Origin of the sequence: Vibrio sp. FF266 (assembly GCF_041439695.1) — a bacterium.
Classification (GTDB): domain Bacteria; phylum Pseudomonadota; class Gammaproteobacteria; order Enterobacterales; family Vibrionaceae; genus Vibrio; species Vibrio tasmaniensis_A.
On the sequence record NZ_JBGOOO010000003.1, the window covers coordinates 73,859 to 99,303 of the forward strand.

Genomic DNA, 25,445 nt, shown 5'->3' on the forward strand with positions numbered 1-25,445 from the left:
AACAAGGACGTCTCATGAAGTTAACCGACGATTTTTCAAAACAGGCGATAGACGCTGCCATCAAAATTGCAGCGATTGCTATGCTCGTCTACTGGTGTTTTGCGATTTTACGCCCATTCATTCTATTGGTTATTTGGGGGGCGATCATTGCGACTGCGCTCTATCCAGTTGCTGTCGCGATTTCAAATAAGACGGGAATGTCGAAAGGAAAAGCCAGCGCATTACTGAGCTTTATCGGAGTACTGTTACTGCTCATTCCTTTAGTTGCGCTCTCTTCCGGTATTTACACCAGTGCTTCGGACCTAATGACAGGGCTACAGGACGGAACCCTGTCTCTGCCGAAACCCAAAGAGTCTTTACAAGATATTCCATTCATTGGGGAGAAGGTATATTCAACCTTGGTAGCTGCCTCCAATAATATTGAAGGTACGTTCATAAAGTATGCTGACGAACTGAAACAGTTTGCGACGAAAGCTGCTTCTGTTTTAGGCTCTCTCGGCGGTGGGTTTATTCAGTTTATTATTTCTACCATCATTGCTGGCGCATTTATGAGTAACGCCGATAAGTGCCAAACGGGGGGCACTCACTTAGTGGCTCGCCTAACCGATGGTAAAGGTGAAGAGTTGGTACAGTTATCTAAATCAACGGTACGTAGTGTCGTGCAGGGTGTGATAGGTGTTGCTGTGATTCAATCCATTATGTCAGCAATTGGTTTAGTTATTGCAGGCGTTCCTGCGGCTGCGTTTTGGGCATTAGCTGTTCTGCTCATTGCAATTATTCAACTTCCGCCGATTCTTGCTTTATTACCTGCAATTATTTACATGTTCAGTGTTGAATCGACGCTAGCGGCGAGCCTGTTCTTAGTGTGGTGTATTTTGGTCAGTGGCAGTGACGCTATTTTGAAACCGATGCTATTGAGCCGCGGCTCTCATATCCCAATGTTGGTTATTCTACTGGGTGCATTGGGCGGAATGGCGATGTCAGGCATCGTTGGTCTGTTTGTTGGTGCTGTGATACTGAGTTTAAGCTATGAGCTGATGATGGCATGGCTTGGACTTGAAGAGAAAAACCAAGAAGAAACTGAGAAAAAACCAGCAGAGGCAGAGGAAAAATAGATGAAGCCAGTCTCTAAAGACGACAACTTCTACTTCTTATTCTATGCACTGTTGGTGTTGTTTTTTGGTTGCGCGGTGATGCAGCAGTTTTATCCGCAAGGTCAAAAGACCATTCTGTTTTTGATCATTATTACTTTGGCTGTTTCGATAGTGGGAATACATAAAGAGCGAGCCTTGTATCGCTCTTGGTATGGTCTGCTATTGATAACCGCTACGGTGTCGGGGGTATTCTCGTTTTTGGAGGACTATAACCTTTCGATAGTGACGTTAACGGCATTGGCGGTGTTTCTGTTCTCACATATTTATTCCGCTCTCAAACAGGTAATGAAAGCAAAGACGGTGACGCCCAATCACATTATTGGTTCTATCTGTATTTACTTGTTGTTAGGGTTCGCTTGGTCGACTATCTACTTGTTGATTTTAGAAATCTTCCCTAATGCATTTAACGGGTTAGAAGAGCAAATCTGGCTGACCAACTTGTTCAATGCGATGTACTTTAGCTTTATCACCTTGACCACGGTTGGCTATGGCGACATATCACCGGCTTTGCCTATTGCTCAATTCTTTGTGTTCATGGAGTCCATTATCGGCAGTTTCTATTTAGCCATCATGGTCGCGAGCTTGGTGAGCATCCGACTTGCGCAGTCTCAATCTTAAGTGCAATCTTTTTCATTTTAGTACCTGTATAAGTTAGAAGTCTGTTTTGTTGGTACAGGTGTAGTATGGTTTTTATTCGATGATCAGTTTTACCATTTCATGCCAAGTAGTGTGAAAACTAGCCAAAAAATAACGTGTTGCGAGAAATTAAGTACGTAGCTAGATGTAACCTATCAAGTTACCGAAAAAACGAGGTTATATAGTGGTATGATCGCGGGCTCAGCACCATAAGTGATAAAGAATAGGAAACAGAATGACTCACCTTACAGAGCAGCAAGAAGCTGCAATGGCGACGTTTAAGGAAAACTTACACCTTCCAAACGGTGGTTTTCATAAACTGATTATCGAGCTAAGTAAGGAATATCAGCTGCCTTTTCAAAAGGTGCGTGCGGTTTTAAAGAAAGCTCAAAAAGGTGTTGAACGACAGATACGAGAAGACTTTAACAGTGTTGATGGCACAGTACTGAGCCAAGAGAATTGGGTGAACATTATTAAGTCGAAGCTTGTTGAGTTAGCGGAAGAAAACCAAACGGTGATGGATAAGCTGCAACAAAACCTGAAGTATCAAAAAGTGTTGTCGGCAACCGAAGGTTCAATCGCAAGTGAAGACGAACGTGACGAGTTGATTCAAGCTTATGAGAAAGAGGTGTTCAAACCTTTACTGGCGATGCTGCATACAACAAAGCTGTATTGGAAGTTAATGCTGGTGGATGAGACATGTAAGATGAATGAGGAGAATCGTGAGAAATTCAGCGATTACCCTCAACACATGCAAGCTGCAGAACACTTATATACTCTTGATCAAAAGTTAAGGTCGATGCCGTTAACTTATTAGTCCATGAATGCAATGATAATGACTCATTGGTGATTCAGAGTTTGATATAAGTTGGTTTCAATAGAAGCACGATAACCTAGCTAGCGTTAGCCGCGTGTGAAATGCAAAAAGGGCTAGGTTTCTGATCTGTTTTACTTCTACTCTATTTTGTTCTGCTAGAGCGAATTGAGGGTGACATCTTTGACTTTTTTTATATCTGTCGAACTAGACGGTGTTTCTTTTGCAGCCTATGGGAAATGCTATAGGAGTGTGAAATGTCCTAGGGTGTTTCCGTTGCCTGAAACGATAGTTCCGATGCTTTCTCGTTCATTAAATTCAAAGTCGATGAGATAACTGTGATGTTGTAGCTTGGGCAATATGTGGCGGTGGAGTATATCGCTATTGAGCTGTCGAATCTCGGTGACCCATGAAATCTCTTCTTTGTGTAAGTCTATTTTAATCTTGAGCATTTATTACCTTTTAGTTTATTGACTGTTTTTTCGCGTGATAGTTGGTACCAATGGGTTTGTCGTGTTGTTCTGCGTGACATAACTGTGCCTTGTGTTTATTACATTTGTATTTAAGTGATCGATCTATTCTGACTTCGCTGATAAAAGAGCGAATGACGAGAGATCGGTAGTAGGATCGAATTTAAAAGCTATTGAATGACTATCTGGGTGAAAGCTGACGCAGAGATGGTGTAACGAGGGAATCGAGAACTGTCTATGTGGAACTTGGACTTACTTTAGCATTAACAGCTCTATAGATTAGAGCCAGGTGGCGAACTATACGCCTAGTTTTTTAAATTACAACCCTATTTCTAATTAAATTTAAAAATATTTTTGAATGATTTGCCGTCGCTTATTGATAGTTAAATGAACGAAGGACAGGGGATTGACCAAGGTATCTGACTGAGGCTCTGTTTTGCACCGCTTCGTATTCTTTGTCATTGGTGGTTTTAATTGAGGTATTAATTTAGTGGTGGTTAAGTGTCTGTTATACTTGGTCTTTACATTGTAAATTGCAATTTGTGACTCTGAGGTTTAGCGTTGTAATTAGGAGGTTTAGCGTTGTAATTACAGGGTTTTCGGACATTTTCCCCCATCAGGTTTTTTCTTCAGATTGATGATCATTTTCCTCTTCGCGCTTTTTGCTATTTTTGATTCCTAATATATCTCCCGACTACGCAAAACATGAATACTCACTTTTACATTTCTGAATAATAAAGTTGTTGTGTCGCTAATTTAACGCAAATATAATTGATAATAGTTCTCACTTGTGTTACAAGTTTGTTGTCAAAGCAATGACAGACTTTAAATTATCGTTATTTAGCCGTTGTGTACGCCCCATGCTCATCTATGAGTAATGTGACTTTTATTGTCATGAGTGGTGGTTTGTATCCTTGGCAAAGGAAGACACATGAAGAAAACAATCAATTCAGTTCGTCAGTTATTGGGTGGGCTTGCTATCGCTCTTGCATCATCATTGATAATGACCGCTCAAGCGGAAACAATCACTATTGAACACGTAAAGGGCACGGTGCAGTTTACCGAAGTACCACAGCGCGTTGTAGTACTTGGCTTTGGTAGCTTAGATGTGCTTGATCAGATTGGTATACAGCCAGTTGGCGCGCCTCACAGCCTAATGCCTGACTATCTAGCTTCGTACAAAGATACGACGGCAAATACGGGCTCATTGAGTGAACCTGATTTTGAAGCTATCTACATGCTGAAGCCTGACATCATCATTGCCGAAAACCGTATGCTTAAGGTTTACGATCAACTAGCAAAAATAGCTCCGACCATCATGTTCTCTATTGAAGGTGACAAATACTGGGCTGATGCTCAGCAAAACTGGCGCGCGCTAGGCAAGCTCTTCGGTAAGCAAGCTAAAGTAGAAGCGCTCATTAAAGAGACTCAAGCGTCTATCACGGCGGTTAACGACAAAGTCGCGTCTGACGAAACGTCAGCAATGATGCTAATGAACAACGGCAACAACATTGCGATGTTCAATAAGGGCAGTCGCTTCTCAATCATCTTTGATGACTTTGGCTTTGTGGAGTCAAAGAGTGCGACAGTGGCTCCGATTAAAGGGAATCACGGCAATCTAATCTCGTTTGAATATATTGCTGACGCAAAACCTGAAGTGCTTTACGTGCTTGACCGCGAAAAAGCGATCGGTAAGTCAGAAGGGCGCGCACAACAGCTGTTTGACAACCCACTGGTTGCAGCAACACCTGCAGCGCAGCAAGGCAACATCGTTTACCTTGATTCAAGTGCTTGGTATCTGGTAGGTGGCGGCGTAACAGCGATTCACAGAATGCTTGGCGACATTGAACGTACGATTCAATAGTTACTAGTCATCAGATTCTCGGGCTTATAAGAGTGTTCTTATAAGCCCTTTTTCACTTTTTTATACGGTCTCCCCGATCCTACCTTTAGTATTACTTCTATGTTAAAACCCATTGCAGCTGCTGTATTTCTTGTTGTGTTATGCGTTGCGTCATTAATGATTGGAGTCGCTGAGATCAGTTTTAGCGATTTTTTCAATGGCAACCAACACGCCAACTCTATTTATGTTGTTAGTCGGATCCCTCGACTGTTCGCGATTGTGCTTGCCGGTGCTGGCTTGAGTGTTGCTGGCTTGATAATGCAACAGATTGTTCAGAATAAGTTTGCTGCACCTTCTACGATGGGCACCATTGATTGCGCCATGTTGGGGTACATCGTCGGTATTCTGGTGCTGGGTAATGCCGCTCAATGGAGCTACTTAGGCTTTATCTTTGCGTTTGCGGTGTTAGGCACCATGCTATTGGTCCGCTTTCTACAACACTTGAAGTTCAAGAATGCGGTGTTGGTACCTTTGATTGGCATCATGTATGGCAACGTTATTTCCTCTCTAACAACCTTTATCGCTTACAAATACGATTTAGTACAAACCATGTCAGCTTGGACGATGGCGAACTTTGCGAGTGTATTGCAAGGCAGCTATGAAATCCTTTACCTCGCGGTTCCTGCATGTGTGTTGGCTTATTACTTTGCGAGTCAGTTCAGTGCGGCAAGTATTGGTGAAAGCTTCGCAAAAAACATTGGCCTCAATTATCAGAAGATCGTCTTCATTGGTGTGGCATTGGTTGCTATCTGCGCCTCTTCTGTAGTGATGATCGTCGGTGTTATCCCATTCCTTGGCCTTATCGTGCCGAATATCGTGTCGCTGATGATGGGCGATAACATGAAGAAGATTCTGCCTTGGACAGCCTATTGGGGCGTGATCTTGGTATTGGTTTGTGACTTGTTAGCTCGAATCGTCATCTTCCCTTATGAGATACCAATCTCGATGGTAATCAGCATCTTTGGTGGCTTGATTTTTATCTACCTAATCATGAGAGACAAGTCGAATGCGTGATTCAGTAAAAATTGCGATTCTGGCTATCGCGTCTTTGGGGATGGCGGCAGTATTTGTGGGGCAAGGACTTGCGTGGGATAACTACGAGTTCTTCTTATCTTTGCGACTACCAAAACTGCTGTCGATTGTGTTGGCGGCGGTGGCGATCTCTGCATCGTCATTGGTGTTCCAAACCATTACTAATAATCGAATTCTAACCCCATCCATCTTGGGCTTTGACAGTCTGTATATGCTGGTTCAAACGGTGCTTCTGTTTGTGTTTGGCAGTACCAGTTTCTGGGTGATTGATTCAATCGTAAACTTTTCATTGTCTGTGACTGTGATGATCTTGTTCTCGTTTGCGCTGTTCCATTTTTACTTCAAGAGCAAGCGAAACAACGTATTTACACTGTTGTTGATTGGTATTGTGTGCGGCAGCGTATTCTCAAGCTTGGCTAACTTCCTTGCGATGTTAATTGACCCGAACGAGTTTGCCGTGCTGCAGAATGTGATGTTCGCAAGCTTCAATAACGTGAAAGGCGAACTGGTTTACCTCAGCCTTATTCCATTAGGTTTGAGCTTGCTTGGCCTGTGGTTGTTAGCGCCTAAGCTTGATGTGCTTTGGCTTGGTATTGATAACGCAACAAGCTTGGGTGTGAACACCAAGCGACTGACTCAGATTACTTTGGTGATTGTGTCAGTGATGGTCGCGGTATCGACTGCTTTGGTTGGCCCTGTGTTGTTCTTTGGTTTAATCACCGTGAGCTTAGCTCGTCAGATATTCAAATCTTATCAACATCGTGTGCTTATCATCGCGAGCAGTTTGTTAGCGGTCGTTCTATTGGTTTCAGGCCAATGGTTTATCGAAAAAGTAATGGCGTTTGAAACCACAGTAAGCGTGATCATTAACTTGGTCGGTGGTTTGTATTTTATGTTCTTGTTGTTACGTACCAGAATTCAGTAAAGGTAGTAAGTAGTGATTAAATTAACAGGTTTAACTAAGAAGTATGGCAAGTCACTCGTGGTTGATGATGCCAGTGCTATGTTCCCGAAAGGGGAAGTGACTTCTATTATTGGCCCAAATGGTGCGGGTAAAAGTACGCTGCTTTCTATGGCGAGTCGCTTAACCGAAAGTGATGCGGGCGAGGTCGTTATTGGCGATAAATTACTGGCTGAATGGGATACCAAAGAGCTTGCGAAGCACCTTGCTGTGTTAAGACAATCAAACAACATCAATATGCGATTTACGATTCGTGAGTTGGTCTGTTTTGGGCGTTTCCCACATTCTCAAGGTCGCTTGAAAGACGAAGATCATAAGATCGTCGATACGGCACTAGAGCACCTTGGCATTACCGATATTCAAAACAAATACTTAGATGAGCTCAGTGGCGGTCAGCGTCAAATGGCGTTTATTGCAATGGTAGTGGCGCAAGATACCGACTATGTCTTCTTGGATGAGCCACTAAACAACCTAGATATTAAACACTCTGTAGAAATCATGCAGACGCTACGTCGTCTAGCGCATGAGTTTAATAAGGCGGTGGTTATTGTGATTCACGACATCAACTTTGCTTCTTGTTACTCAGATAACATTGTCGCGATGAAGAGGGGCCAAGTGGTTAAGTCGGGCAAGGTCTCTGAAGTGGTTGAAAAGTCAGTGATGGAGTCGATTTACGAGATCCCATTTGAGATTCGTGAGTTCGATGGTGTTCGAATCTGTATGTATTATTCAGGTCGTTAGGTTGCGGGTTCGCTAGGCTATTTGATTCTCTAATGACTTAAGTGAAAAGAGCTCCCGAGTGAGGAGCTCTTTTTGTTTTTGCCAGTTTGTATTTTGTTAATAAAAGGTCTGGATTCAAAAGTAATCTGTATAATTTCCTTTGTATTATAATGACTTAATCGACGTAATATTGACTGGTCATACTTCGACAAACGTTGGTTTGATGTCACTCGAAGATCTACTCTTCATTTTCAATAAACAATTGCTATTTTTTCTGATTAACCTCTAAAAATCGTTCTACACTATATTTATAACTGTTTGATTTTTATACGAGGTATCAATGAGTCGTAAACCCATAGTGTTAGTCGTAGATGACACCCCAAGCAATTTGGATGTGTTGACTGCAATACTTAAAGATACCTATCAAGTCAAAGTAGCAATTAACGGTACCATTGGCATCAAGATAGCCAAGATGGTGCCTCAGCCAGACCTCATTCTCCTCGATATCATGATGCCTGATATTGACGGTTATGAAGTTTGCAGACAGCTCAAAGAACAGCCCAACACCGCGCATATCCCCATTATCTTCGTTACTGCCAAAATTGGACCTGAAGCCGAAGTAAAAGGGCTCTCCTTGGGGGCTGTAGATTACCTAACCAAACCGATAACCCCTGCTATTGCACTCCAGCGTGTGAAAACGCATATCGCACTTTATGACCAACAACGCGCGTTGTTTAGTCAGGTAAAAGAGAAAACTCAAGAGATCAATCTCGGTAAGCTAGAAACACTGAACATACTGGGTAGAGCTGCTGAATTTAAAGACAATGAAACAGGCATGCACGTTAAGCGTATGAGTCACTACTGTGAAGTGCTAGCTAAAGCCTTGGGAATGACTGACGAAGATACCGAGACGTTGCGTGATGCAGCACCAATGCATGATATTGGCAAGATTGGCATTCCCGATAGTGTGCTGCTAAAGCCTGGTAAGTTGGATGCCGGTGAGTGGAGTACCATGCAGAAACACGTCGAGTACGGTGTTGAAATTCTTGGTAGGCAGAGTGATTCCAAACTGATGCGTATGGCGATTCAGGTGGCGCAATATCATCATGAGAAATGGGATGGCAGCGGTTACCCAAACCAGATCGCGGGTGAAGAAATTCCTTTGGTAGGAAGAATCGCTGCGGTGGCTGATGTGTTTGATGCCTTGACAGCAGAGCGTCCTTATAAGAAGGCTTGGAGTGTCGATGAGGCACTGAGCTTGTTTGAAGAACAGAAGGCAAACATTTTGATCCAACTATCGTTGATCTGTTCTTTCTTAAGTTGCCCGAGATTCTTGCGATTAAAGAGAAGTTTAGCGATGAGTGATGGCTTGATGTTGTCACTAAATCGTTTTGTATTATCTCTTATCATTGGCTTATTGGTGTGGTCACTAGTCATTCGCAGTGTAAACGCGGCTGAAGTGACCGATGCTAAGTTAAGCCAGTGGTTGGAAAACCAACCGACCATCACATTTATTGCTCTTTCCGACCATTACCCGTACTCATTCATCGATGACGACGGGCTGGTTTCTGGGATCATCAAAGATTGGACATTGGATCTTGAACAGCGTTTTGGTGTCCATGTTCGGTTTATCACAGTTAACTCGCGCGTCGAGGCCAAAGCGGCGTTAGTCGATGGGCGAGGCGACGTGTTCCCATTCCAACAGTTCGACCCAAGTGAAGGTGGACGTTTTCTTGCAAGTGATCCCTATATTCCTTATCAGGTGGCTGTGATAGTCCCTATCGACAAAAAACTCGATGGAAATCTAGATCAAAATAATAAACGCCGCATTGCGATGGTAAATGAAAACATAGACTTGGAGCGTGCAGGAGTGAGGTTGAGCTCTATCGAAAGAGTCGATTTTGAGAATGTTATTGATGCGGTGCGTGCGTTAGGGTCTGGTGATGTTGAAGGCATGGTCGGTGAACCTATCACCACTATGGATCTTGCGAAAAAGATTGGCGTTCATGATCTAGCGGTCAACTATGTTTTGGAGCATTGGAAAAAGTTAGAAGCGTCGATGGTGATTCGAAATGACGAACCAGAGCTACTGACGCTAATCAACAAACAAATTGAAACTTTTGACGTTGCAAATAAGAACCAGATTTTATCAAAGTGGCTAGATACCTCTCCTTATCGAGTGCCACTAAAAGGCGTATTTGGCTTTGGTAACCCTCCGTATATGTATCCAGACAGCACCGCGGTCGGGCTAGAACACGACATTATTCAACGTGCTCTTAATGATATGGGGTATAAATTGGGTGACGTTGTCACTCTTCCTCCTAGTGCCGCTAGAAAGGCCATCGACAACAATAATTCTATTGCCTTTGTTTCTGGCGTTCAGTTTGATGATCCTAATGCTCATTTCCTAAGTGATAAAGTTCTTAATGTTGAGTTTGTTCCTGTTTCACTGACTCGCCGCAAGCTCAAACTTGAATCTCAGAACGACCTATCACTAGGGGCGTTATTGTTCGACGAGACCTCACCAATTAAAAATTCTGTTGAAGTACTGAAGGGTAAGTTAGACATTGGTCGTGTCGAAGATTACGAAGGTCTTGAATCGGCATTCTCACAATTGAGGGCTCAAAATGTTGACCTGTTAATGGTTGAACGAAGGGTTCTGGAGTGGTTTATCACCAATACTCGTTTTATTGAAATGGCAGAGCTAACGTTACATGACGAGTATAAAGTTGAGTATCCGATCTATGTTGACTTTAAGAGTGAGGAAATCAGAGACAGCTTCAATGCCGCGATTAACAACCTTAAACAGGCCGATGACGGTTTAAGCCAAATTATCGAGATGCAGGTTCAGAATGATCTAAGCCAAGTGCTTAAAAAGGCGAATATCATAGCGCAAATATCCGCGTATTTTATCGTCAATGACCGCTTTGAAGAGTTAACCGAAGTTTTTGAAATTTTCGATACGGACAGTTCATTTCAGGTGATCACTGCACAGGCGGATAATAGTAATCGTCCAATCAAATCTTGGTACATCGGTAACCTAGTTGATGAATATGGAGAGAAGAAAAACACCTCTCACTTTTCATCAGTCACCAAGGTCGCAAATTATCGAACCAAAGGAGGGAGCACCAATTCTGGTTCGATGACTTTCTACTTTGATGTTCAGTCGTTAGAGCGGAACCATGTTTATTTTCCATCAGTCGAACAATTTAGTTCATTCGGAGATGCGGCGAAACGCTATATTGCGGATGTTTATCAAGCGAGTAATTTGACTGGAGAGATCTTAAATCTAAGCCAAAAAGAGAGGAAGTGGATCAAAGACAATCCGGATGTTCGGATAGGTATCGATCCAAATTCGTTGCCTTATGAGGCGGTATCCAATATCGGTGAATACATCGGTATGATTGACGATTACCTAACGCTCATTGAGCAGAAAACAGGGTTAAGTATCAACCATGTAGACGTTGCAAGTTGGTCTGAGACCCGAAGCTTGGTTGATCATCATGAAGTAGAACTGGTCTCCGCAGCACAAGAGAACCGTTCGTTAGGAGACAACGTCAAAGCAGTTAAGAGCCTGTTTTCAAGCCGTTTAGCTATTGCATCGAGACGAGACATAAGTAGCTTGGTGCTTGAGGAAGCTGAAGGATGGAAAATCGGTATCTTGAAGAACGCAGCAAATACCGATGCGATTGTCGGGAAATACCCAAATATTGAATGGGTGAAAGTAGAATCCACTGAAGATGGGCTTAACCGACTGGATGATGAAACCCTAGATGGCATGATCGATACTGTCGAAGTCCTAAACTACCTCATTGATTCATTTGGTCATCGTGAGGTCGGAATTATCGGACGACTTGATTTTTTCCTTTCACCCACCTTACACGTCATTAAGTCTGAACCTTTGCTTTATTCCATTGTGAATAAGGCGATTGAGAGCATTTCTGCTGAAGAACGTCAAAAGATATCGGCGAAGTGGGCAGCGCCAAAAGCGATAGAAAGAGTCGACTATGAATTGGTTTATACCATTTCAGGTTTTGCTTTGGTGATCGTTTTACTTATCGTTTTCTGGAATCGAAAACTCTCGAAACAAATAAGCATTGCCAATGATGCAACAGAGGCGCTTAAGAAGGCTCAGGAGCAGCTCTACAATATGCTTAACAGCTCTCCTATCGCCGCGAGTGTTGTGTTTGAAGAGAAAGTTCGTTATGCCAACGATACTGCGAAACGGCTGTTTGGGGTTGAAGGTCTTGATCTTGATTCTATCGATGTAGCTTCTATTCATGACTCTTTATCCGTTCGGGATGATGTACATAAGGAGCTAATGCTCAATGGCAAGGTAGTAAACCGGGAGTTGGTGCTTAGAAAATCTGATGGAACCCGTTTCGTTGCGCTCGTCAGCTATTATTTGTTTGAGCTAGATGGCGAGATAGCCACGCTATTTTGGGCATTCGATATTTCAGAAATGAAGCGCCTTAATGAGCAATTAGAAGAAGAGAAACAGAGGGCCGATTTGGCGAGCCAAGCTAAATCGGAATTCTTAGCCAATATGAGCCATGAAATTAGAACGCCAATGAACGCTATTATTGGTTTGTCTTATCTGGCGATTGGCGAAATATCTAATCCTGTTGCTCGAAACTATATTGAGAAAGTGCACCGTTCGGGGCATTCACTGTTAAGCATCATTAATGACATCCTCGACTTCTCTAAGATAGAGGCGGGACAGCTTGTCATTGATAGCATCCCATTTGATCCCGTGACGACATTCCAAGATGTCATTGAGTTGATGGAACCCAAAGCGAATGAGAAGCAACTTAACTTGTCTATGTCGATAGATCTAGAGTTAAACACTCCTCTGCGCGGCGATCCATTAAGGCTGTTCCAAGTAATACTTAACCTTGTTGGTAATGCGATTAAGTTTACGGAAACTGGTAGTGTCTCGTTAACTGTAGCCCTTGTTGAATCAGATGATAACAGTCTGACTATGAAGGTGATGGTGGCCGATACTGGCATAGGAATTTCTGATGAGAATCTACACAAGCTCTTTGAAGCATTTAGCCAAGCCGATAGTACAACCACGCGCCGATTCGGTGGCACAGGGTTAGGACTCAATATTAGTCAGAAATTGGTTCGTGCAATGGGTGGCCAAATTAGTGTTGGGAGTGTTTTCGGGCAAGGCAGCGAGTTTTCGTTTGTTCTAACATTGCCAAGATCAAGCGTTGAAAAATTGGCAGAGTTTAAAGCCCAAGAGCTGCAACTGGATTACCAGATAGAGTTCAAAGGTCAAAGGGTGTTGCTAGTTGAAGATAATGAGTTAAATCAAGATTTAGCTTTGGCATTCTTCACCCGCTCTAATCTGAATGCCGACTTGGCAGAGAATGGAAAAGAGGCACTGGAGTTAGCTCAAAGCAATGAATATGAGATGATCTTTATGGACCTGCAAATGCCGATTATGGATGGTTTCGAAGCTACACGTTTGATTCGTGAGTTTGATAAAGATGTACCAATTATTGCGATGTCGGCCAATGTGTTTGCTGATGCGAAACAGCGAGCGCGAGAGGCTGGAGTCACGGACTTCTTGGATAAGCCCATTATCATCGATAAAGCCACCGCTTTGATTACGAAATACATCGTGCCAGAGGTTTTGGTTGAGGGTAAAGCGTCATCAGAGTCGCCTTTAGTTAGGATGCAAAATAGCAGCTCTAACAGTCCGACATTAAGCTCTGATACTCTGATGGTTCTCCCTGTTTTCTCATTGCCAAGGTTCGGTCAGCTGACTCATCATGATGTGAAGCTGCAAGACAAGATGCTTGGTAGATTCTGCCAAGGGGCGCCTGACATTATGTCGGATACCTTCGACAACCTAGTGCAAGATGAATGGGTGACGTTAGAGCGGAACCTACATACGTTAAAAAGCATGGCGGCTTCTATTGGCGGGTTGCAATTGGCTGAACAACTCGGTGGTCTTGAAAGCAAAGCGCATAACAAGGCGTGTGATGAGCAGGATCTTAAACAAGCTGAGCTTGGGTTAATCGAATTGATCAAAACGGTAGAGAGCAGCTTTGATGGCTCTGGTGCTCAAGGTGTTGAAACGGCATGTACTCAAGAAACTGAGGTGAGAAGCGCTGATGCATCGAATTCGCCTAATATCACTCAAGAGCAGCGTGCTAAGTTGTATTCGCTGTTGGATGCTTATGATAACGATGCGACCCAATACGTGACTGAATTACTGGCACAGTATCCACATTCAGCAGTTCTTAAAGATGTCCAAAGTGCGTTAGATAATTACGACTTTGAACGAGCCAAAGAGGTTCTGAGTGCTTCTGAGTAGCTGTCTTTTGAACATCACTCCAACATTAAAGCCTTTAGCTCTTGCTGCGAAATAACGAACTAGCTAAAGGCTTTACTTCTTTCTGTGTCTCGGATTAATTACTGACGTGTTGTTTGATTAGATCGATAAGGGTGTTGTATCTGTGCGGCAGTTTTCGATTTCTTTTCTGAACCAAATACAGTGTTTCTTCAACCTTCACTTTAGGTGGCACAACATGCAACTTCTCTTTGTCTGGAAAGTTTTCGACAGCCCCTGCGGGTAACACGGTGAACCCAAGCCCTTTTGATACGGGTAATAGAATTTGGTGGAGTTGATTAATGTAGCCAGACTTCGGGATCTCATTGATGTTGATGTTCGCTAAATCTTTATCTCCGCATAGGTCAAAATACAAAGACAGGTAATGAGCAGAGTCTGGATGGGCTATGAGGCCGATATTGTGCAGAGCTTCAGGGGTAATCTCTAAGTCAGCAAGACTATGATGGACGATTAAGCACAGCGCCTCATTACCAATAACTTGGCTCTGATAATAGCTGTCATTGGGTGAATGTCTTACGATTCCAATATCGGTGGTGCCTTGGATTAGGTCGTTCAATATCTTTTTGTTCGGTGCCGCTTCTAGGTTGATGCTCAGGTCTTGATGTTGCTGCTGCAGTTCAAGAAGCTTGGGATACAGACGCAAAGAGAGTGAACCCGAACAGGATAGATGACATTGCCCAGAATAAGGATTGTCGAAACTCAGAGATTCGAATAAATCTTCTTGGTCTTTTTCCAGTTTAAGAGCGTAGCGATACATAATCCGACCTTGTTCGGTCAGTTCGAAACTCTTATTTTCTCTCGATAACAAGTCACAGTTACAAGCTTGCTCAAGCTTTTTGATGTGTTGGCTAACGCCAGGCTGTGTCATATACAGCTTTTCTGCAGTTTGGGTGAAATGACCAACTTCAACCAGAGTCTTAAATGTATTGAGCCAAAGTGGATTAATCATACTCACCTTTAAATGCTAAAGCCTATAAATAACAAAAAATTATTATTATCTTAAGTAATGATAATTTCAACTCTAGCGTCTTAAGTAACGCTAATCAAAGTCATATGGTGGTAACTATTGATATTGGCCTATTGGCCGCTTTGTAGAGTTGCTATGAGTAACAAAGTGTTGCGACTTTGTTGATTATTTGGTCTATTGACCAACTGTGCTCATATTTAGGAACGAAGATGAATAGAAATGTTTGGCTGCTCTCGCTGTGTCAGGCCTTGCTGATGACGGGTAACATATTACTGATCTCGGTGATTGGCTTGATCGGCAAGCAGATTGCGCCCAGTGTCAGCATGATTACCTTGCCGGTTGCGCTGCAATTTTTGGGTTTAATGGCAGCCACTATTCCTGCGTCTCTAATTTCAGGAAAATTAGGGAGAAAGCGAGGATTTAGCATTGGTAATGTGGTTGGCATTACAGGGGCTAGCCTTGCCACTTACGCACTGTCTCAGCAAAATTTCTATCTGTTTTGTTTCGCCACGTTCTTACTTGGGATAGGCATAGGTTTTGGCACGCTTTATCGCTTTGCTGCAATCGAGGTGTGTGATGAAAATGCCCGTCATCGAGCGATATCTATATCGATGGCTGGTGGCGTGTTGGCGGCGGTACTCGGGCCAAACTTGGCGATTATGTCTCAACAATGGTCAGCAGATGGCTTGTACATTGGTGCTTTTGCTTCGCTGATCGGCCTAAACATCTTAGCTTTAGCCTTGTTACAAACAATTCAGTTTCCTAAAGTCTCTTTTAATAGTCAGGCTCCCAAAGCCGATCCTTTAGGCGTAATCGTTAAAGCACCGAACTTTATTGGCGCTGTGTTTGCGGCCATGGTTGCTTACGCCGTGATGAACATTTTGATGACGGCAACACCATTGGCGATGATTGGTTGCGGATTCGATTTTACTAAAGCTGCTGGTGTGATTGAGTGGCACGTATTGGGTATGTTTGTGCCTGCATTCTTTACGGGCTCCCTCATCGAGAAGTTCGGTTCAAGAATGATGATCCTTGCAGGTGGCGTGTTATTTGTGGTGAGTATTGCCATCAATATCCATGGCGTGTCAATTTGGCACTTTAGAGCGGCTTTGGTTGTGCTTGGTGTGGGTTGGAACTTTATGTTCATCGCTGCAACAGGCTTATTTAGCCAGTCGTATCAAGCTCAAAATAAAGCCAAGGCACAAGCGTTCAATGAATTTGTTGTGTTTGGTTGTGTAACTGTCACGGCGCTACTGTCTGGTTGGTTGGAGTCAACAGTAGGTTGGCAAAACCTTAACGTTTACGTTTTACCATTCGTTTTGGCCGTAATTTTGTTGTTTGCATTCAGTGCGCGTAAATCACGCATTCAAAAGCAGCCCGTGTAATGGTTCATCGAATGGTGGTTCAGCAAGTTTTTTACTGTGACTAAACCCCTAGTATCTTAAATTGCGACCAATAAAAAGCCCTACCGAATCGGTAGGGCTTTCGCTTATGGCTTAAATAATGACGTTTTCTTAAAACTGCTGTCGTGGTTTATATCCTGTGACAACAGTACTTAAGCTTATTTTGTAAATCCTCATGATAGAGCCTGCTATGATTTACAGGTCGACTAAAATTGTCTTAGTCGTAATCCCACCTTGGTCATCGATTATCTTCAGTGTCACCTCGTGCTCTCCGTATGAAGGGAAGATTGAAGTGAATGTGCGACCTCGTTTCACCTTTCCGTTTGGAAGTGTCCACTCGGTATCAACAATACGACCATCGCTGTCTGAACTTGTAGACCACATGGTTACCCAACGACCCAAGTGAATGTACTTCGCGCTCGCTTCTGGAAGGGCGTTTGGAGATTCAACACTCACCACAGAACTAAATGAATCGGTAGCGCCTTTGTCGTCAACAACAGTCAAGTTCACCGTGTATTCACCGGCTTGCTCGTAAGACCAAGTTGGTGCCACTTCGTTACTTGTTGTGCCGTTGCCAAAGTCCCATAGATAACTGACGATCTCACCGTCTTGATCAGAACTGAAGTTACGTGCAGAAACGTTCAGGGCAGTAACATTGAGCTCGAAGTTCGCAGTAGGGGCGACGTTGTGTTGGCTTACTTTCGATAAGCGAACCACACCGTATTCGTTGTTGTCACTCTGATTCACAATATCAACGGATAAGCCAAACTCCGTTAGGATACGTCCTGAATCAGGCGCTTGTGGAGAGGTGTAATCTTGGTCGTCAGAGAAGCTAGCATTGCCAACCAAACTGGTATCTTCAAGTACATCATCGTCGCTGTTCACAAGACGCATTGGGGTATGATCTTTGAGTGAAAACGCAGCATCACGAACTTGATAACGAGTTTGAGCGACTTCACCGGATTTTTCCCAAGTCATGGCATTCTGGTCTGCATCGACCACGCCTAACCAACCTTCACCTGGGTGTTTACCTACCCAGTTATCAGTCAGCGACTCGTCTACGTACCAAATGATCAAACCTGGGTCGAATGAGATCAGTTGTCCCATGCGTTTGATGTTGGCTAGACCTTCATCAACGTCCATGTGGCTGCGCCATTGCAACAGGTAGTAGTGTTGCGCTTGGTGGAACCCATTACTCAGCTTGTAACCATTTAGGGCGAAGGCGGAGTTGCTCTCACCATCGTCTATTAAGGTTACTTCACCATCAACGACCACACTGAGGTTATCCAAATAGAAACCTTCCATCGCCAAGCCACCATCGGTGATGTATTCAAACGAAAGCTCTACTTCTTGGCCTGCCCATTGTGAAACGTCGAACTCAGCATCAATCCAACCGCCAGATTCGCCGCCAATAGCAGGAACGAGGCCAGTATTGTACGGGTCATCCATTGAGGTGATGTTGCCGGCAATGGCTTCTCCATTCACGAGTACGCGTGCAAAGTCGTAGTCTTTCTCAATTTCATACCAAGTTTTGAACGAAAGCAGTGCAGAATCGCCGGCTGGAATCACCAACTTGCGTGTCATGCTGTTTTTCAGGTCATCGCCTTTTTGAGAGTGGAACGAATACTCACCAGCAAACGGTTTTAAACCTTCGATCTGTTTTTCTGGAAGATCCACTTTAATCATGTTCGGACGGTTGTTATCCGTTGTTTGGAACAGCGTGTAAACTTGTGGGTTGTCTTCTAGATCATTAATTGAGATTTGATCATCGTTAACCCAGCGACCACCAATCGACTTCTGTAGGAAGTGTTTTGCCCAAGAGCTGAATGCCGTTGGCTGTGTGCCACCAATTTGACCAGCCCAACTGCCCGAAGACATGATTGACCAGTAAGAGACAGGTTCACCCTTGCCTGTATATTGCGTGTCGTACTCGTCTGGCAAGCCTAAATCATGGCCATACTCGTGAGCACATACACCAGCTGCGGCATCAATCGGTTGAATCGTGTAATCAAATGCTGCGTATTGGCCACCAAAGCGGTCTGGAAGCGAGCTAGAGGTGCCTTTAAGTACATGGGTGCGACCAAGGTTGAATCGGTGAGACCAAATCGCATCAGGGCCTAATACGCCACCACCGGCTTCTTCACCAACAGATGCGTGGAACACCATTAGATGATCAATCACACCATCGGGTTCACGGAAGTTTCCGTCACCGTCGTAATCGTAACGATCTTCAATATCGTAATCGGCTAGATTGATACTCGGATCTTGAGCCAATTGATTCAGTGCTTCGCGAATCAGTTCTTGCGCGTTGAGATCGTTGTCGGTAGTAGGGGAGTTACCCCCATAGAATGACGCAGGTTTAGAGGCGCGATACCAACCTGCAGCTTGGCCCGCAACGCTGTAACTATCACCAGATTCGCTTTGGTAATACTGACGCATCGAGATTAGGTTTTCGCCGTTTGGCCCAGTGTAGCCAGAGTTTGAAAACAACAACTCTTGATAATGTTCTGGGTTGTAGCTCTCGTAGAGCATTTGTGTGTGCTCTTCGGTCAGTTTGTTGTTATCCCAGTTCAAATCAGGGAAATCGACTAACAGAGCGAGTACTTTATCGGTACGCTTGGTGCCGACTTCTAACGCAAAGACGCTCGCCTTTCTAACGCCAGATCCTTTTTCTATGGCTTTAAGTATTTTCGCTCGTTGCTCAAGTGCTTTTTTACCGAATTGAGCGTCACCTTTAAAACCGGAATTGATTTTATTCTTCAAGTAGCGGTCAAGTGCGTCGTGCTTTGCCACATCGGTTGCATCTTGGTCGACTAAGCCCTGTCTAACTAGCATTTCAATGAGTTTGTCTTCATTAACAACGCCTAAATCAATAGGTGTTTTTGCATAACTACTGACGCTAAATAGAGTAAGCATTGCTGAAGCCAACAATGTTTTTCTCATCATTTTCATTATATTTTCCTTTTATATTTCCATGTCGATATCAGTATCAACTTGCCTTATTCGGATCTGTTGTCCGAGTTTGGCCTAATACACTCTTGTGGTGTCTTATTTAACTGACGTGTGTTTGTTGTATTTTTTTTACTTTCTATCTCCTTTGTATTGGTTGTCTCTTTTCTACTTTTTGAATCAAACGGAGTGCTCTTCGCTTTTTTAGCGTTGAGATAGATACGTAAAGCTTCTTGATTTTCCTCATAGGTTAAGCCAGAACAGATAACACCTCTTTTAATCAATGACTTAAGCAATAGTTCATCGTTCTCAATAGTGGAAGCCTGTGACAGTGATGACAAAGTTAGAACCATTAAAGTCATTGCTTTTATGGGTGTTTTTGTAAGAATCTTAGTTGTGCGAGCCTCGGTTGTAAGAGGCGCTGTTATAAGGAGCATATTGAAAAGAGCCATCAGTTTTGATTATGTAACAAAATATATTTATAAAATTAACCAATCAAATAGATAATTATTACAAGCAATTGTTCGTTCCGATTTCAACATTTAAAGTTAATATCAAATAATGGTCGTTATTTATTTTATTATCAGCTATTTAATGAGTTTTGTTGAATGAATAGTTGATAGTTTGGATTTTAATAATCTTGGTTGGGAAGTGATTATTATCTTGAGAGTACTTTATACAAGGTATGGAGTTATAAGTAATAAGATGCGTTTTATATTCTCTGTGTTTAAATATTGCATTTAATAATTGAGTTATTAGTAAATACCTGTGCTGAAATTATTTTCACACGAAATATCAATAATTAGGGTGTTGAGAATGATTTTCAGTGTTTCAAGGGCGTGAAATTTAAAAATAGCGGAGGTGATAGGAGTACCAAGCCGTAAAAAAGAACCCGTATTTGAGTTCTTTTCCTTTTATTCTTGTTGGCGATTTACTTATTACTGAGAGACATCGCGATAAAAATACCGTTCGCAAGTGCTTGGATTCATGCGCTTAATGACGTTTGATATCACAGCGACAACCAACACCGAGAATACAAGCCTTCCCCAAAATATCGTGTAGAAATCAGCCCCGATGAGTAGGATCAACAACGTATCTTCAATTAAACTGTGGAGCAAGTTGAGCAGCATGATTGCGGTGAATACGTCTCTTGCTGAGATATGCCCTTTCTTAGCTTCATTGATTAATAAGCCGCCACCAAACGAAAGGCCGAGCGTGATTCCTATTATTGTTAGGTTTGTTGCGTCTTTGCTGATTCCCAGCACTCTTAACAATGGTCTCAGTAATACTGCCATGAGTTTCTCAATACCTAGAACCTTTAAGATCTTGAGTAACAGTAATAGTGCTGAGATTACCATGAAGATAACCGCAAAGTTCTTGAACTGTTCAAGCGCCCAACCAAGATAACTCGTGTCTCCAGATACTTCCGGTTGCCAAAGCACGGTTGCTGGGTAGTTGAGCCAGTCTCCGTATTGATAACTGAGGTTGAGTAGCCATGCCAGCACTAAGCCTCCACCCACTCTCACCGATAGGGTAGCCAGCCAGTTAACACCTGCTTTTTTGGCAATTGCGCCTTCAATTGGCAATGAGTGAGCAAGGAGCATCATGCTGCCTAAAATTGAAGCTTGAGCAACCGTTAAGGGAACATCGGAATTAATAAGAATAATCAGCCCCGCATAGATGTTAGTGAGTATGGTTGTTGCCCATACCAAGCCCATTTCTTTGGGTAATCCGACGCTTTCCATTATAGGGCTTAGCCATTCGCTAAGAATCATTATGCCGCCAAGCTCTTCGACGACTTTTATCAATATGATGATTGGAATCATGATACGGAAAAGCGTCGAAGTGACATCGAAGATTTCTTTGAGGAGCTCTTTGAAAAATTGATAGGTTGATTTCATTGTTACGACCATAACTCGTTGTGTTGTATAAAAAGATCTTACCGCGATTGTTGTGATTATTATTTCAAAAATAACCTATAAAGTTGCCTATAATTTTTAAATTGCCTTAAAGTAAGAAATTATCAATCAAAAAATCATGGTTTAAGAAATTATGGAAATAGACCGTATAGATAGAAGCATATTGGTAGAGCTTCAGAAGAATAACCGGATCCCTAATCAGTCGTTAGCCGAGATCGTAGGGCTATCACCTCCTGCTTGCTTAAAGCGAGTGAAACGATTGAGGCAAGAGGGCGTGATCGTCGGTGATGTTTCGATCATTAATCCTGAGCTTACTGGCAGCAAGATGACCCTAGTTGTGTCCGTTGAAATGGAGCGCGATCGAGGGGATATCTATCAAATTTTTCGCCATTCTATTTCTAAGGCGTCAGAGGTTACTCAGTGCTATCAGATATCAGGCAGCTTTGATTTTATGTTGATTGTTACGGTGAAAGATATACAAGCTTACGAAGACTTTGTTGAACGAGTATTGCGCAAAGATCTGAATATTCGCAAGTTCCATACCTCCGTCTCTATGAGAACAGTGAAATTTACCACTGCAGTTAACTTAGATGAGTCATGACCTTTAGCCAGATAGAGGTGTGAATAATTAGATCAAAGGCATAATAGTTAGGGAAGAGGCTTAGCGTTTAGAGTTTTGTGAGGTGCATTGGTTATTTTTGTATAAATAGCAGTCATTTACACAAAATGTTACGTTCGCATTTTGTAAGAACTTTAATAATTGTATATATTCCTCGGCTACAATAATAGTTAACAAAAGTTAATATAATGACAGCCAGCTCTCCTTCTCAATCTCGTGAAACGCTTTTAAGCGAAAATGAACAACTTGTCTCAACTACTGACCTTAAAGGTGTGATTACCTATAGTAATGACGCTTTTTGTCGCATTGCAGAATACAACCAAGATGAATTACTTGGGCAAAACCATAATATTGTTAGGCATGGTGATATGCCTAAAGCGGCTTTTGCCGATATGTGGGTGAATCTAACACAAGGCAAGGCGTGGCGCGGGATCGTAAAAAACAAAACTAAATCCGGTGGGTACTACTGGGTTGATGCTTACGTTACCCCTATTTATGATGGCGGGAAGGTGAGTGGCTATCAGTCTGTTCGTGTTAAGCCGAAAAGCGAGTGGGTGCAAGTTGCGGATAAGGCCTATCAAAGCTTGTTGAAAGCTGAGACGTCAGGTCGCCAATGGTCACTACAGATCAGTGACAGTGTTCGTTACGCAGTGTTACTTGGCTCTTTGGCTGCGCCTCTGATTTCAAATCTTGTAGAAGTAGGGCAAGCATCGCAGTGGATATTGAGTCTTCTTCCTGTCTCTGCTCTAGCACTGCTTTTCCGACAAGAGCTCATTGATACTCCATTACAGTTGAAAAAACTGCAATCTAAATTCGATAGTGTCAGTCGCCTTGTCTATTCAGGTAATCGTCAGTTCTCTGTTGCCGATTTTCATCTCAAGCTGCTGTCTGCCCGAATCCGCACTGTATTAGGTCGTATGACAGACTCAGCGAAACCATTGCAAGATTTAGCCGATAACCTTAATGCGACGTCATACCAAGTCACTGAAGCGCTCGATCAGCAGACAAAAGATATTCTTCAGGTACGTGAAGCAACTGAAGAGGTTGAGGTGACCGCCAATGAAGTCTCTACTCGTACAGAAGAAGCTCACCAAATTGTTGATGTGACCTTGCAAACTTGTGCAGGTGCTAAAGAGAGCATTGATCAAACCCATCGTAACCTTGAAAATTTGGCATCTCAGGCGGAGAAAGCGACGCACACGACTTACCAATTGAGCGACCAAGCGCAAAGCGTGAGCAAGATAATGGAAGAGATTGGTGGAATCGCTGAGCAAACTAACTTGTTGGCACTTAACGCTGCGATTGAAGCGGCAAGAGCAGGCGAGCAAGGAAGAGGCTTTGCAGTTGTTGCCGATGAAGTACGTGCGTTATCTGGGCGAACGTCAAAGGCCACAGTTCAGATTAAAGAGAGCATCGATACCATGCTGGCGACGATTGAAAGCTGGCAGAAAGATATTCTGGCGAACAGAGACCAAACAGACGCGTGCGGTGATGTTGCGAAGGTGAGCGCAGAGCGTTTATCTGAAGTTGAAAATCTAATGCAATCGATGAATGAATTGATGCAATCTGTTGAAAGCTCTGCTCATAAACAACGTGAACTATCGAGCGAAGTGAACCTGCATATGCAGTCTATTGCATCTACCGCAGAGCAAAACTTGGTTGCAACACATTCCGTGAAAGACCACTCCACAGAGCTAAAAGAGCAAGTGAATGAGTTCTATCACTTAGCGAAGCGCTTCGAAGAAAAATAGCGGTTAGATTTTAGAGTAATGAGAAATAAGAGAAGCCTTGCGAAACTAGCAGGGCTTTTTTGTGGCTCAAAAGAGCAGATTACAAAAACAGAAAGCCCCCAATAATTGATGTCCAACTGTTGGGGGCAGTTCATAATGCAGGCTCTTTAGTGTGTTTAGTAAAGGGCTAATTTAACGTGTGATTATGTGCGCTCTGCCAAGTATGCTTCGTAGTCTGGGATCTCAATGATCACTTCTTCTTCAAGCAGTGAAGAGTTAAACAGGAAGTTAGCGGTAGCGCGGTTGGTTGCTACAGGGATGTTCCAAACACTTGCGATACGAAGCAGTGCTTTTACGTCCGGGTCGTGTGGTACGGCATTTAATGGATCCCAGAAGAAAATCATCATATCGATCTTGCCTTCAGAGATAAGCGCACCAAGTTGTTGGTCACCGCCCATTGGGCCACTGATCATACTCTTAATCGCTAAGCCTGTTTCTTTACTGAGTAGAGAACCTGTCGTGCCCGTTGCATAAAGGAAGTGCTTTTGTAGTTTTTCTTTGTTCTCTTTGACCCATCTTAATAGCTCAGGTTTGAAATGGTCATGAGCGACCAAAGCGATATTCTTATGCGTTGGCATAGTACGCGTCGTTTTTTGCATGGATGTTCCCTAAATGATTGATTCGTTTTTATTGTTTTGAGTTCTTTAGTCAATATAGCACTAAGGATTCACACTGAATACCGGGCGAAACTCAGAAGGTGACAATGAGTCGGCGATAATTTGATCTTTGAGTGTTGCTGGTGTCAGTGCCTCAATCATGGGTGCACTATGTTTTTCATAAGGTTGACCACGCAAGTAATTGGTGGCTTGCTTTACCGACAAGCGACCTTGTTCAACCATTTTATCTGTTGGTGCAAAAAGCACCTTGTTACGAAGCAAACCGCGGTAGATTCCGTGACTTAAGTAACTTGAAATTAACCCAATATCTTTGGTTTTACCCGCAGCTCTTAGTTCACTTATCGCAGCTTCAATCGCGACTGCACTTCCGACAATATATTGAATATCCGGTTGTTCGATGACTTGTTGTACCAAGTTTCTTTGCAGTTCTTTATCGTTGTCTGCCCAATAGCTGATCGCGATTTTGATATCGCTCGATTTGATTGCATCATAAAACCCGAGCGCCACAGGTTTAGTGCCACCGCTTGCTTGTGGGCCAAGTAATAGGGCGATAGGTGTTTCTCCTGACCCTTTTGGATGTCTTTTCGACAAAAACTCTCCGACTTGGAAGCCCATTTGATACCAGTCGACACCGACCGTGCCTTTTAATACTCTTTGTTGCTCTTTATTGACGGTTAACTCATTGACTGTGGCAAACACAGGGGTTGCTCCGACCCAGTTGGTCAGATTCTCATGGTAAGCGTCAGGCGAAACGGTGCCTAAAATAATGGCATCAGCTCCCCACTGCGTGCAAAGCACCAGTTGTGAGGCCTGTTTGGCTACGTTGGGGTAACCGCCAGCTTCCAAAACTCTAAGTTCGACTTGTTGCTTTTCTGCTTCTGAGACCATTCCGTAGTTAACCGATAACCAATAAGAGTCTTTTAGGTGCGGATAAATGGCACAAATTTTTTCTTTTTGTGATGTGGCTTCTGCCGGTTTTATTGGGCTCAAAGGCTCACTAGCACTTGCTACAGTGGTGACTGATGCTAGTAATGAGAGAAGAATTTTTGAAGTTAAAGGTCTAGATAGCATGAATTGCCGTTTTATTGGTTTTAGATAAGAAACACTGCAAAATATAGCGTATTCTG

The 25,445-nt window shown here is 43.1% G+C and carries 19 protein-coding genes; 12 read left to right on the forward strand and 7 right to left on the reverse strand.

From position 1 onward, the window contains the following. The first annotated feature begins 14 nt into the window (after positions 1-14). From ACED59_RS03745 to ACED59_RS03755, 3 genes are all read left to right on the forward strand, one after another. Positions 15-1,115 (forward strand): AI-2E family transporter, encoded by a 1,101-nt coding sequence (locus ACED59_RS03745; protein ID WP_371704908.1) that lies wholly within the window; start codon positions 15-17, stop codon positions 1,113-1,115. Further along, positions 1,116-1,772 (forward strand): potassium channel family protein, encoded by a 657-nt coding sequence (locus ACED59_RS03750; protein ID WP_017096360.1) that lies wholly within the window; start codon positions 1,116-1,118, stop codon positions 1,770-1,772. It begins immediately after the preceding gene. Positions 1,773-2,025: 253 nt separating this feature from the next. Then, positions 2,026-2,607 (forward strand): hypothetical protein, encoded by a 582-nt coding sequence (locus ACED59_RS03755; RefSeq protein WP_017096359.1) that lies wholly within the window; start codon positions 2,026-2,028, stop codon positions 2,605-2,607. A 239-nt stretch (positions 2,608-2,846) separates the two neighbouring features. Here ACED59_RS03755 and ACED59_RS03760 read toward each other — a convergent pair whose 3' ends face one another. Next, positions 2,847-3,056, reverse strand: coding sequence for a hypothetical protein (locus tag ACED59_RS03760; protein ID WP_004731601.1), 210 nt, complete (start codon positions 3,054-3,056; stop codon positions 2,847-2,849). A gap of 949 nt (positions 3,057-4,005) precedes the next feature. Between ACED59_RS03760 and ACED59_RS03765 the strand changes: the two genes are divergently transcribed. From ACED59_RS03765 to ACED59_RS03785, 5 genes are all read left to right on the forward strand, one after another. Further along, positions 4,006-4,938, forward strand: a complete 933-nt coding sequence (locus tag ACED59_RS03765) for a siderophore ABC transporter substrate-binding protein (RefSeq protein ID WP_029223728.1) — start codon at positions 4,006-4,008, stop codon at positions 4,936-4,938. Positions 4,939-5,037: 99 nt separating this feature from the next. Beyond that, the gene (locus ACED59_RS03770) at positions 5,038-5,991 is read left to right on the forward strand and encodes an ABC transporter permease (protein ID WP_009844852.1); all 954 of its coding nucleotides are present in this window, start codon (positions 5,038-5,040) and stop codon (positions 5,989-5,991) included. Next, positions 5,984-6,934, forward strand: coding sequence for an iron chelate uptake ABC transporter family permease subunit (locus tag ACED59_RS03775; RefSeq protein ID WP_017096357.1), 951 nt, complete (start codon positions 5,984-5,986; stop codon positions 6,932-6,934). Before ACED59_RS03770 ends, ACED59_RS03775 begins: the two co-directional genes overlap by 8 nt. A gap of 12 nt (positions 6,935-6,946) precedes the next feature. Next, positions 6,947-7,711 (forward strand): ABC transporter ATP-binding protein, encoded by a 765-nt coding sequence (locus ACED59_RS03780; RefSeq protein ID WP_017096356.1) that lies wholly within the window; start codon positions 6,947-6,949, stop codon positions 7,709-7,711. A 319-nt stretch (positions 7,712-8,030) separates the two neighbouring features. Continuing rightward, complete coding sequence (locus ACED59_RS03785) at positions 8,031-14,018, forward strand: response regulator (protein WP_371704909.1); 5,988 nt, start codon at positions 8,031-8,033, stop codon at positions 14,016-14,018. 94 nt (positions 14,019-14,112) lie between these two features. Here ACED59_RS03785 and ACED59_RS03790 read toward each other — a convergent pair whose 3' ends face one another. Next, complete coding sequence (locus ACED59_RS03790) at positions 14,113-15,003, reverse strand: LysR family transcriptional regulator (RefSeq protein WP_009844857.1); 891 nt, start codon at positions 15,001-15,003, stop codon at positions 14,113-14,115. Between the two features lie 227 nt (positions 15,004-15,230). Here ACED59_RS03790 and ACED59_RS03795 point away from each other — a divergent pair, with 227 nt between their 5' ends. Then, positions 15,231-16,406 (forward strand): MFS transporter, encoded by a 1,176-nt coding sequence (locus tag ACED59_RS03795; protein ID WP_029223726.1) that lies wholly within the window; start codon positions 15,231-15,233, stop codon positions 16,404-16,406. A 213-nt stretch (positions 16,407-16,619) separates the two neighbouring features. Here the strand turns inward: ACED59_RS03795 and ACED59_RS03800 are convergent, their stop codons facing one another. From ACED59_RS03800 to ACED59_RS03810, 3 genes are all read right to left on the reverse strand, one after another. Beyond that, the gene (locus ACED59_RS03800) at positions 16,620-19,376 is read right to left on the reverse strand and encodes an immune inhibitor A domain-containing protein (RefSeq protein ID WP_017096352.1); all 2,757 of its coding nucleotides are present in this window, start codon (positions 19,374-19,376) and stop codon (positions 16,620-16,622) included. A 47-nt stretch (positions 19,377-19,423) separates the two neighbouring features. Then, positions 19,424-19,735: a hypothetical protein gene (locus tag ACED59_RS03805; RefSeq protein WP_029223725.1), complete on the reverse strand. Its 312-nt coding sequence runs from the start codon at positions 19,733-19,735 to the stop codon at positions 19,424-19,426. 576 nt (positions 19,736-20,311) lie between these two features. After that, complete coding sequence (locus tag ACED59_RS03810) at positions 20,312-21,274, reverse strand: hypothetical protein (RefSeq protein ID WP_017096350.1); 963 nt, start codon at positions 21,272-21,274, stop codon at positions 20,312-20,314. Positions 21,275-21,425: 151 nt separating this feature from the next. Between ACED59_RS03810 and ACED59_RS03815 the strand changes: the two genes are divergently transcribed. Both ACED59_RS03815 and ACED59_RS03820 read left to right on the forward strand, forming a co-directional pair. Continuing rightward, positions 21,426-21,893, forward strand: a complete 468-nt coding sequence (locus ACED59_RS03815) for an Lrp/AsnC family transcriptional regulator (protein ID WP_009844861.1) — start codon at positions 21,426-21,428, stop codon at positions 21,891-21,893. Between the two features lie 206 nt (positions 21,894-22,099). Further along, complete coding sequence (locus ACED59_RS03820; RefSeq protein WP_017096349.1) at positions 22,100-23,662, forward strand: PAS domain-containing methyl-accepting chemotaxis protein; 1,563 nt, start codon at positions 22,100-22,102, stop codon at positions 23,660-23,662. A gap of 182 nt (positions 23,663-23,844) precedes the next feature. On the opposite strand, the gene ACED59_RS03825 is transcribed toward ACED59_RS03820, so the two are convergent. Next, positions 23,845-24,300 (reverse strand): methylglyoxal synthase, encoded by a 456-nt coding sequence (locus ACED59_RS03825; RefSeq protein WP_009844869.1) that lies wholly within the window; start codon positions 24,298-24,300, stop codon positions 23,845-23,847. A gap of 60 nt (positions 24,301-24,360) precedes the next feature. Next, complete coding sequence (torT, locus tag ACED59_RS03830; RefSeq protein ID WP_241820684.1) at positions 24,361-25,308, reverse strand: TMAO reductase system periplasmic protein TorT; 948 nt, start codon at positions 25,306-25,308, stop codon at positions 24,361-24,363. Here torT and ACED59_RS03835 point away from each other — a divergent pair. Further along, the gene (locus tag ACED59_RS03835) at positions 25,253-25,417 is read left to right on the forward strand and encodes a hypothetical protein (RefSeq protein WP_231847902.1); all 165 of its coding nucleotides are present in this window, start codon (positions 25,253-25,255) and stop codon (positions 25,415-25,417) included. The genes torT and ACED59_RS03835 overlap by 56 nt on opposite strands. Positions 25,418-25,445 lie beyond the last annotated feature (28 nt).

Bases quoted from the DNA above. Each gene is read 5' to 3' on its own strand.
- ACED59_RS03745 (WP_371704908.1), top strand. From the start codon at position 15: ATGAAGTTAACCGACGATTTTTCAAAACAGGCGATAGACGCTGCCATC.
- ACED59_RS03750 (WP_017096360.1), top strand. From the start codon at position 1,116: ATGAAGCCAGTCTCTAAAGACGACAACTTCTACTTCTTATTCTATGCA.
- ACED59_RS03755 (WP_017096359.1), top strand. From the start codon at position 2,026: ATGACTCACCTTACAGAGCAGCAAGAAGCTGCAATGGCGACGTTTAAG.
- ACED59_RS03760 (WP_004731601.1), bottom strand. From the start codon at position 3,056: ATGCTCAAGATTAAAATAGACTTACACAAAGAAGAGATTTCATGGGTC.
- ACED59_RS03765 (WP_029223728.1), top strand. From the start codon at position 4,006: ATGAAGAAAACAATCAATTCAGTTCGTCAGTTATTGGGTGGGCTTGCT.
- ACED59_RS03770 (WP_009844852.1), top strand. From the start codon at position 5,038: ATGTTAAAACCCATTGCAGCTGCTGTATTTCTTGTTGTGTTATGCGTT.
- ACED59_RS03775 (WP_017096357.1), top strand. From the start codon at position 5,984: ATGCGTGATTCAGTAAAAATTGCGATTCTGGCTATCGCGTCTTTGGGG.
- ACED59_RS03785 (WP_371704909.1), top strand. From the start codon at position 8,031: ATGAGTCGTAAACCCATAGTGTTAGTCGTAGATGACACCCCAAGCAAT.
- ACED59_RS03790 (WP_009844857.1), bottom strand. From the start codon at position 15,003: ATGATTAATCCACTTTGGCTCAATACATTTAAGACTCTGGTTGAAGTT.
- ACED59_RS03795 (WP_029223726.1), top strand. From the start codon at position 15,231: ATGAATAGAAATGTTTGGCTGCTCTCGCTGTGTCAGGCCTTGCTGATG.
- ACED59_RS03800 (WP_017096352.1), bottom strand. From the start codon at position 19,376: ATGAAAATGATGAGAAAAACATTGTTGGCTTCAGCAATGCTTACTCTA.
- ACED59_RS03805 (WP_029223725.1), bottom strand. From the start codon at position 19,735: ATGACTTTAATGGTTCTAACTTTGTCATCACTGTCACAGGCTTCCACT.
- ACED59_RS03810 (WP_017096350.1), bottom strand. From the start codon at position 21,274: ATGAAATCAACCTATCAATTTTTCAAAGAGCTCCTCAAAGAAATCTTC.
- ACED59_RS03815 (WP_009844861.1), top strand. From the start codon at position 21,426: ATGGAAATAGACCGTATAGATAGAAGCATATTGGTAGAGCTTCAGAAG.
- ACED59_RS03820 (WP_017096349.1), top strand. From the start codon at position 22,100: ATGACAGCCAGCTCTCCTTCTCAATCTCGTGAAACGCTTTTAAGCGAA.
- ACED59_RS03825 (WP_009844869.1), bottom strand. From the start codon at position 24,300: ATGCAAAAAACGACGCGTACTATGCCAACGCATAAGAATATCGCTTTG.
- ACED59_RS03835 (WP_231847902.1), top strand. From the start codon at position 25,253: ATGGCACAAATTTTTTCTTTTTGTGATGTGGCTTCTGCCGGTTTTATT.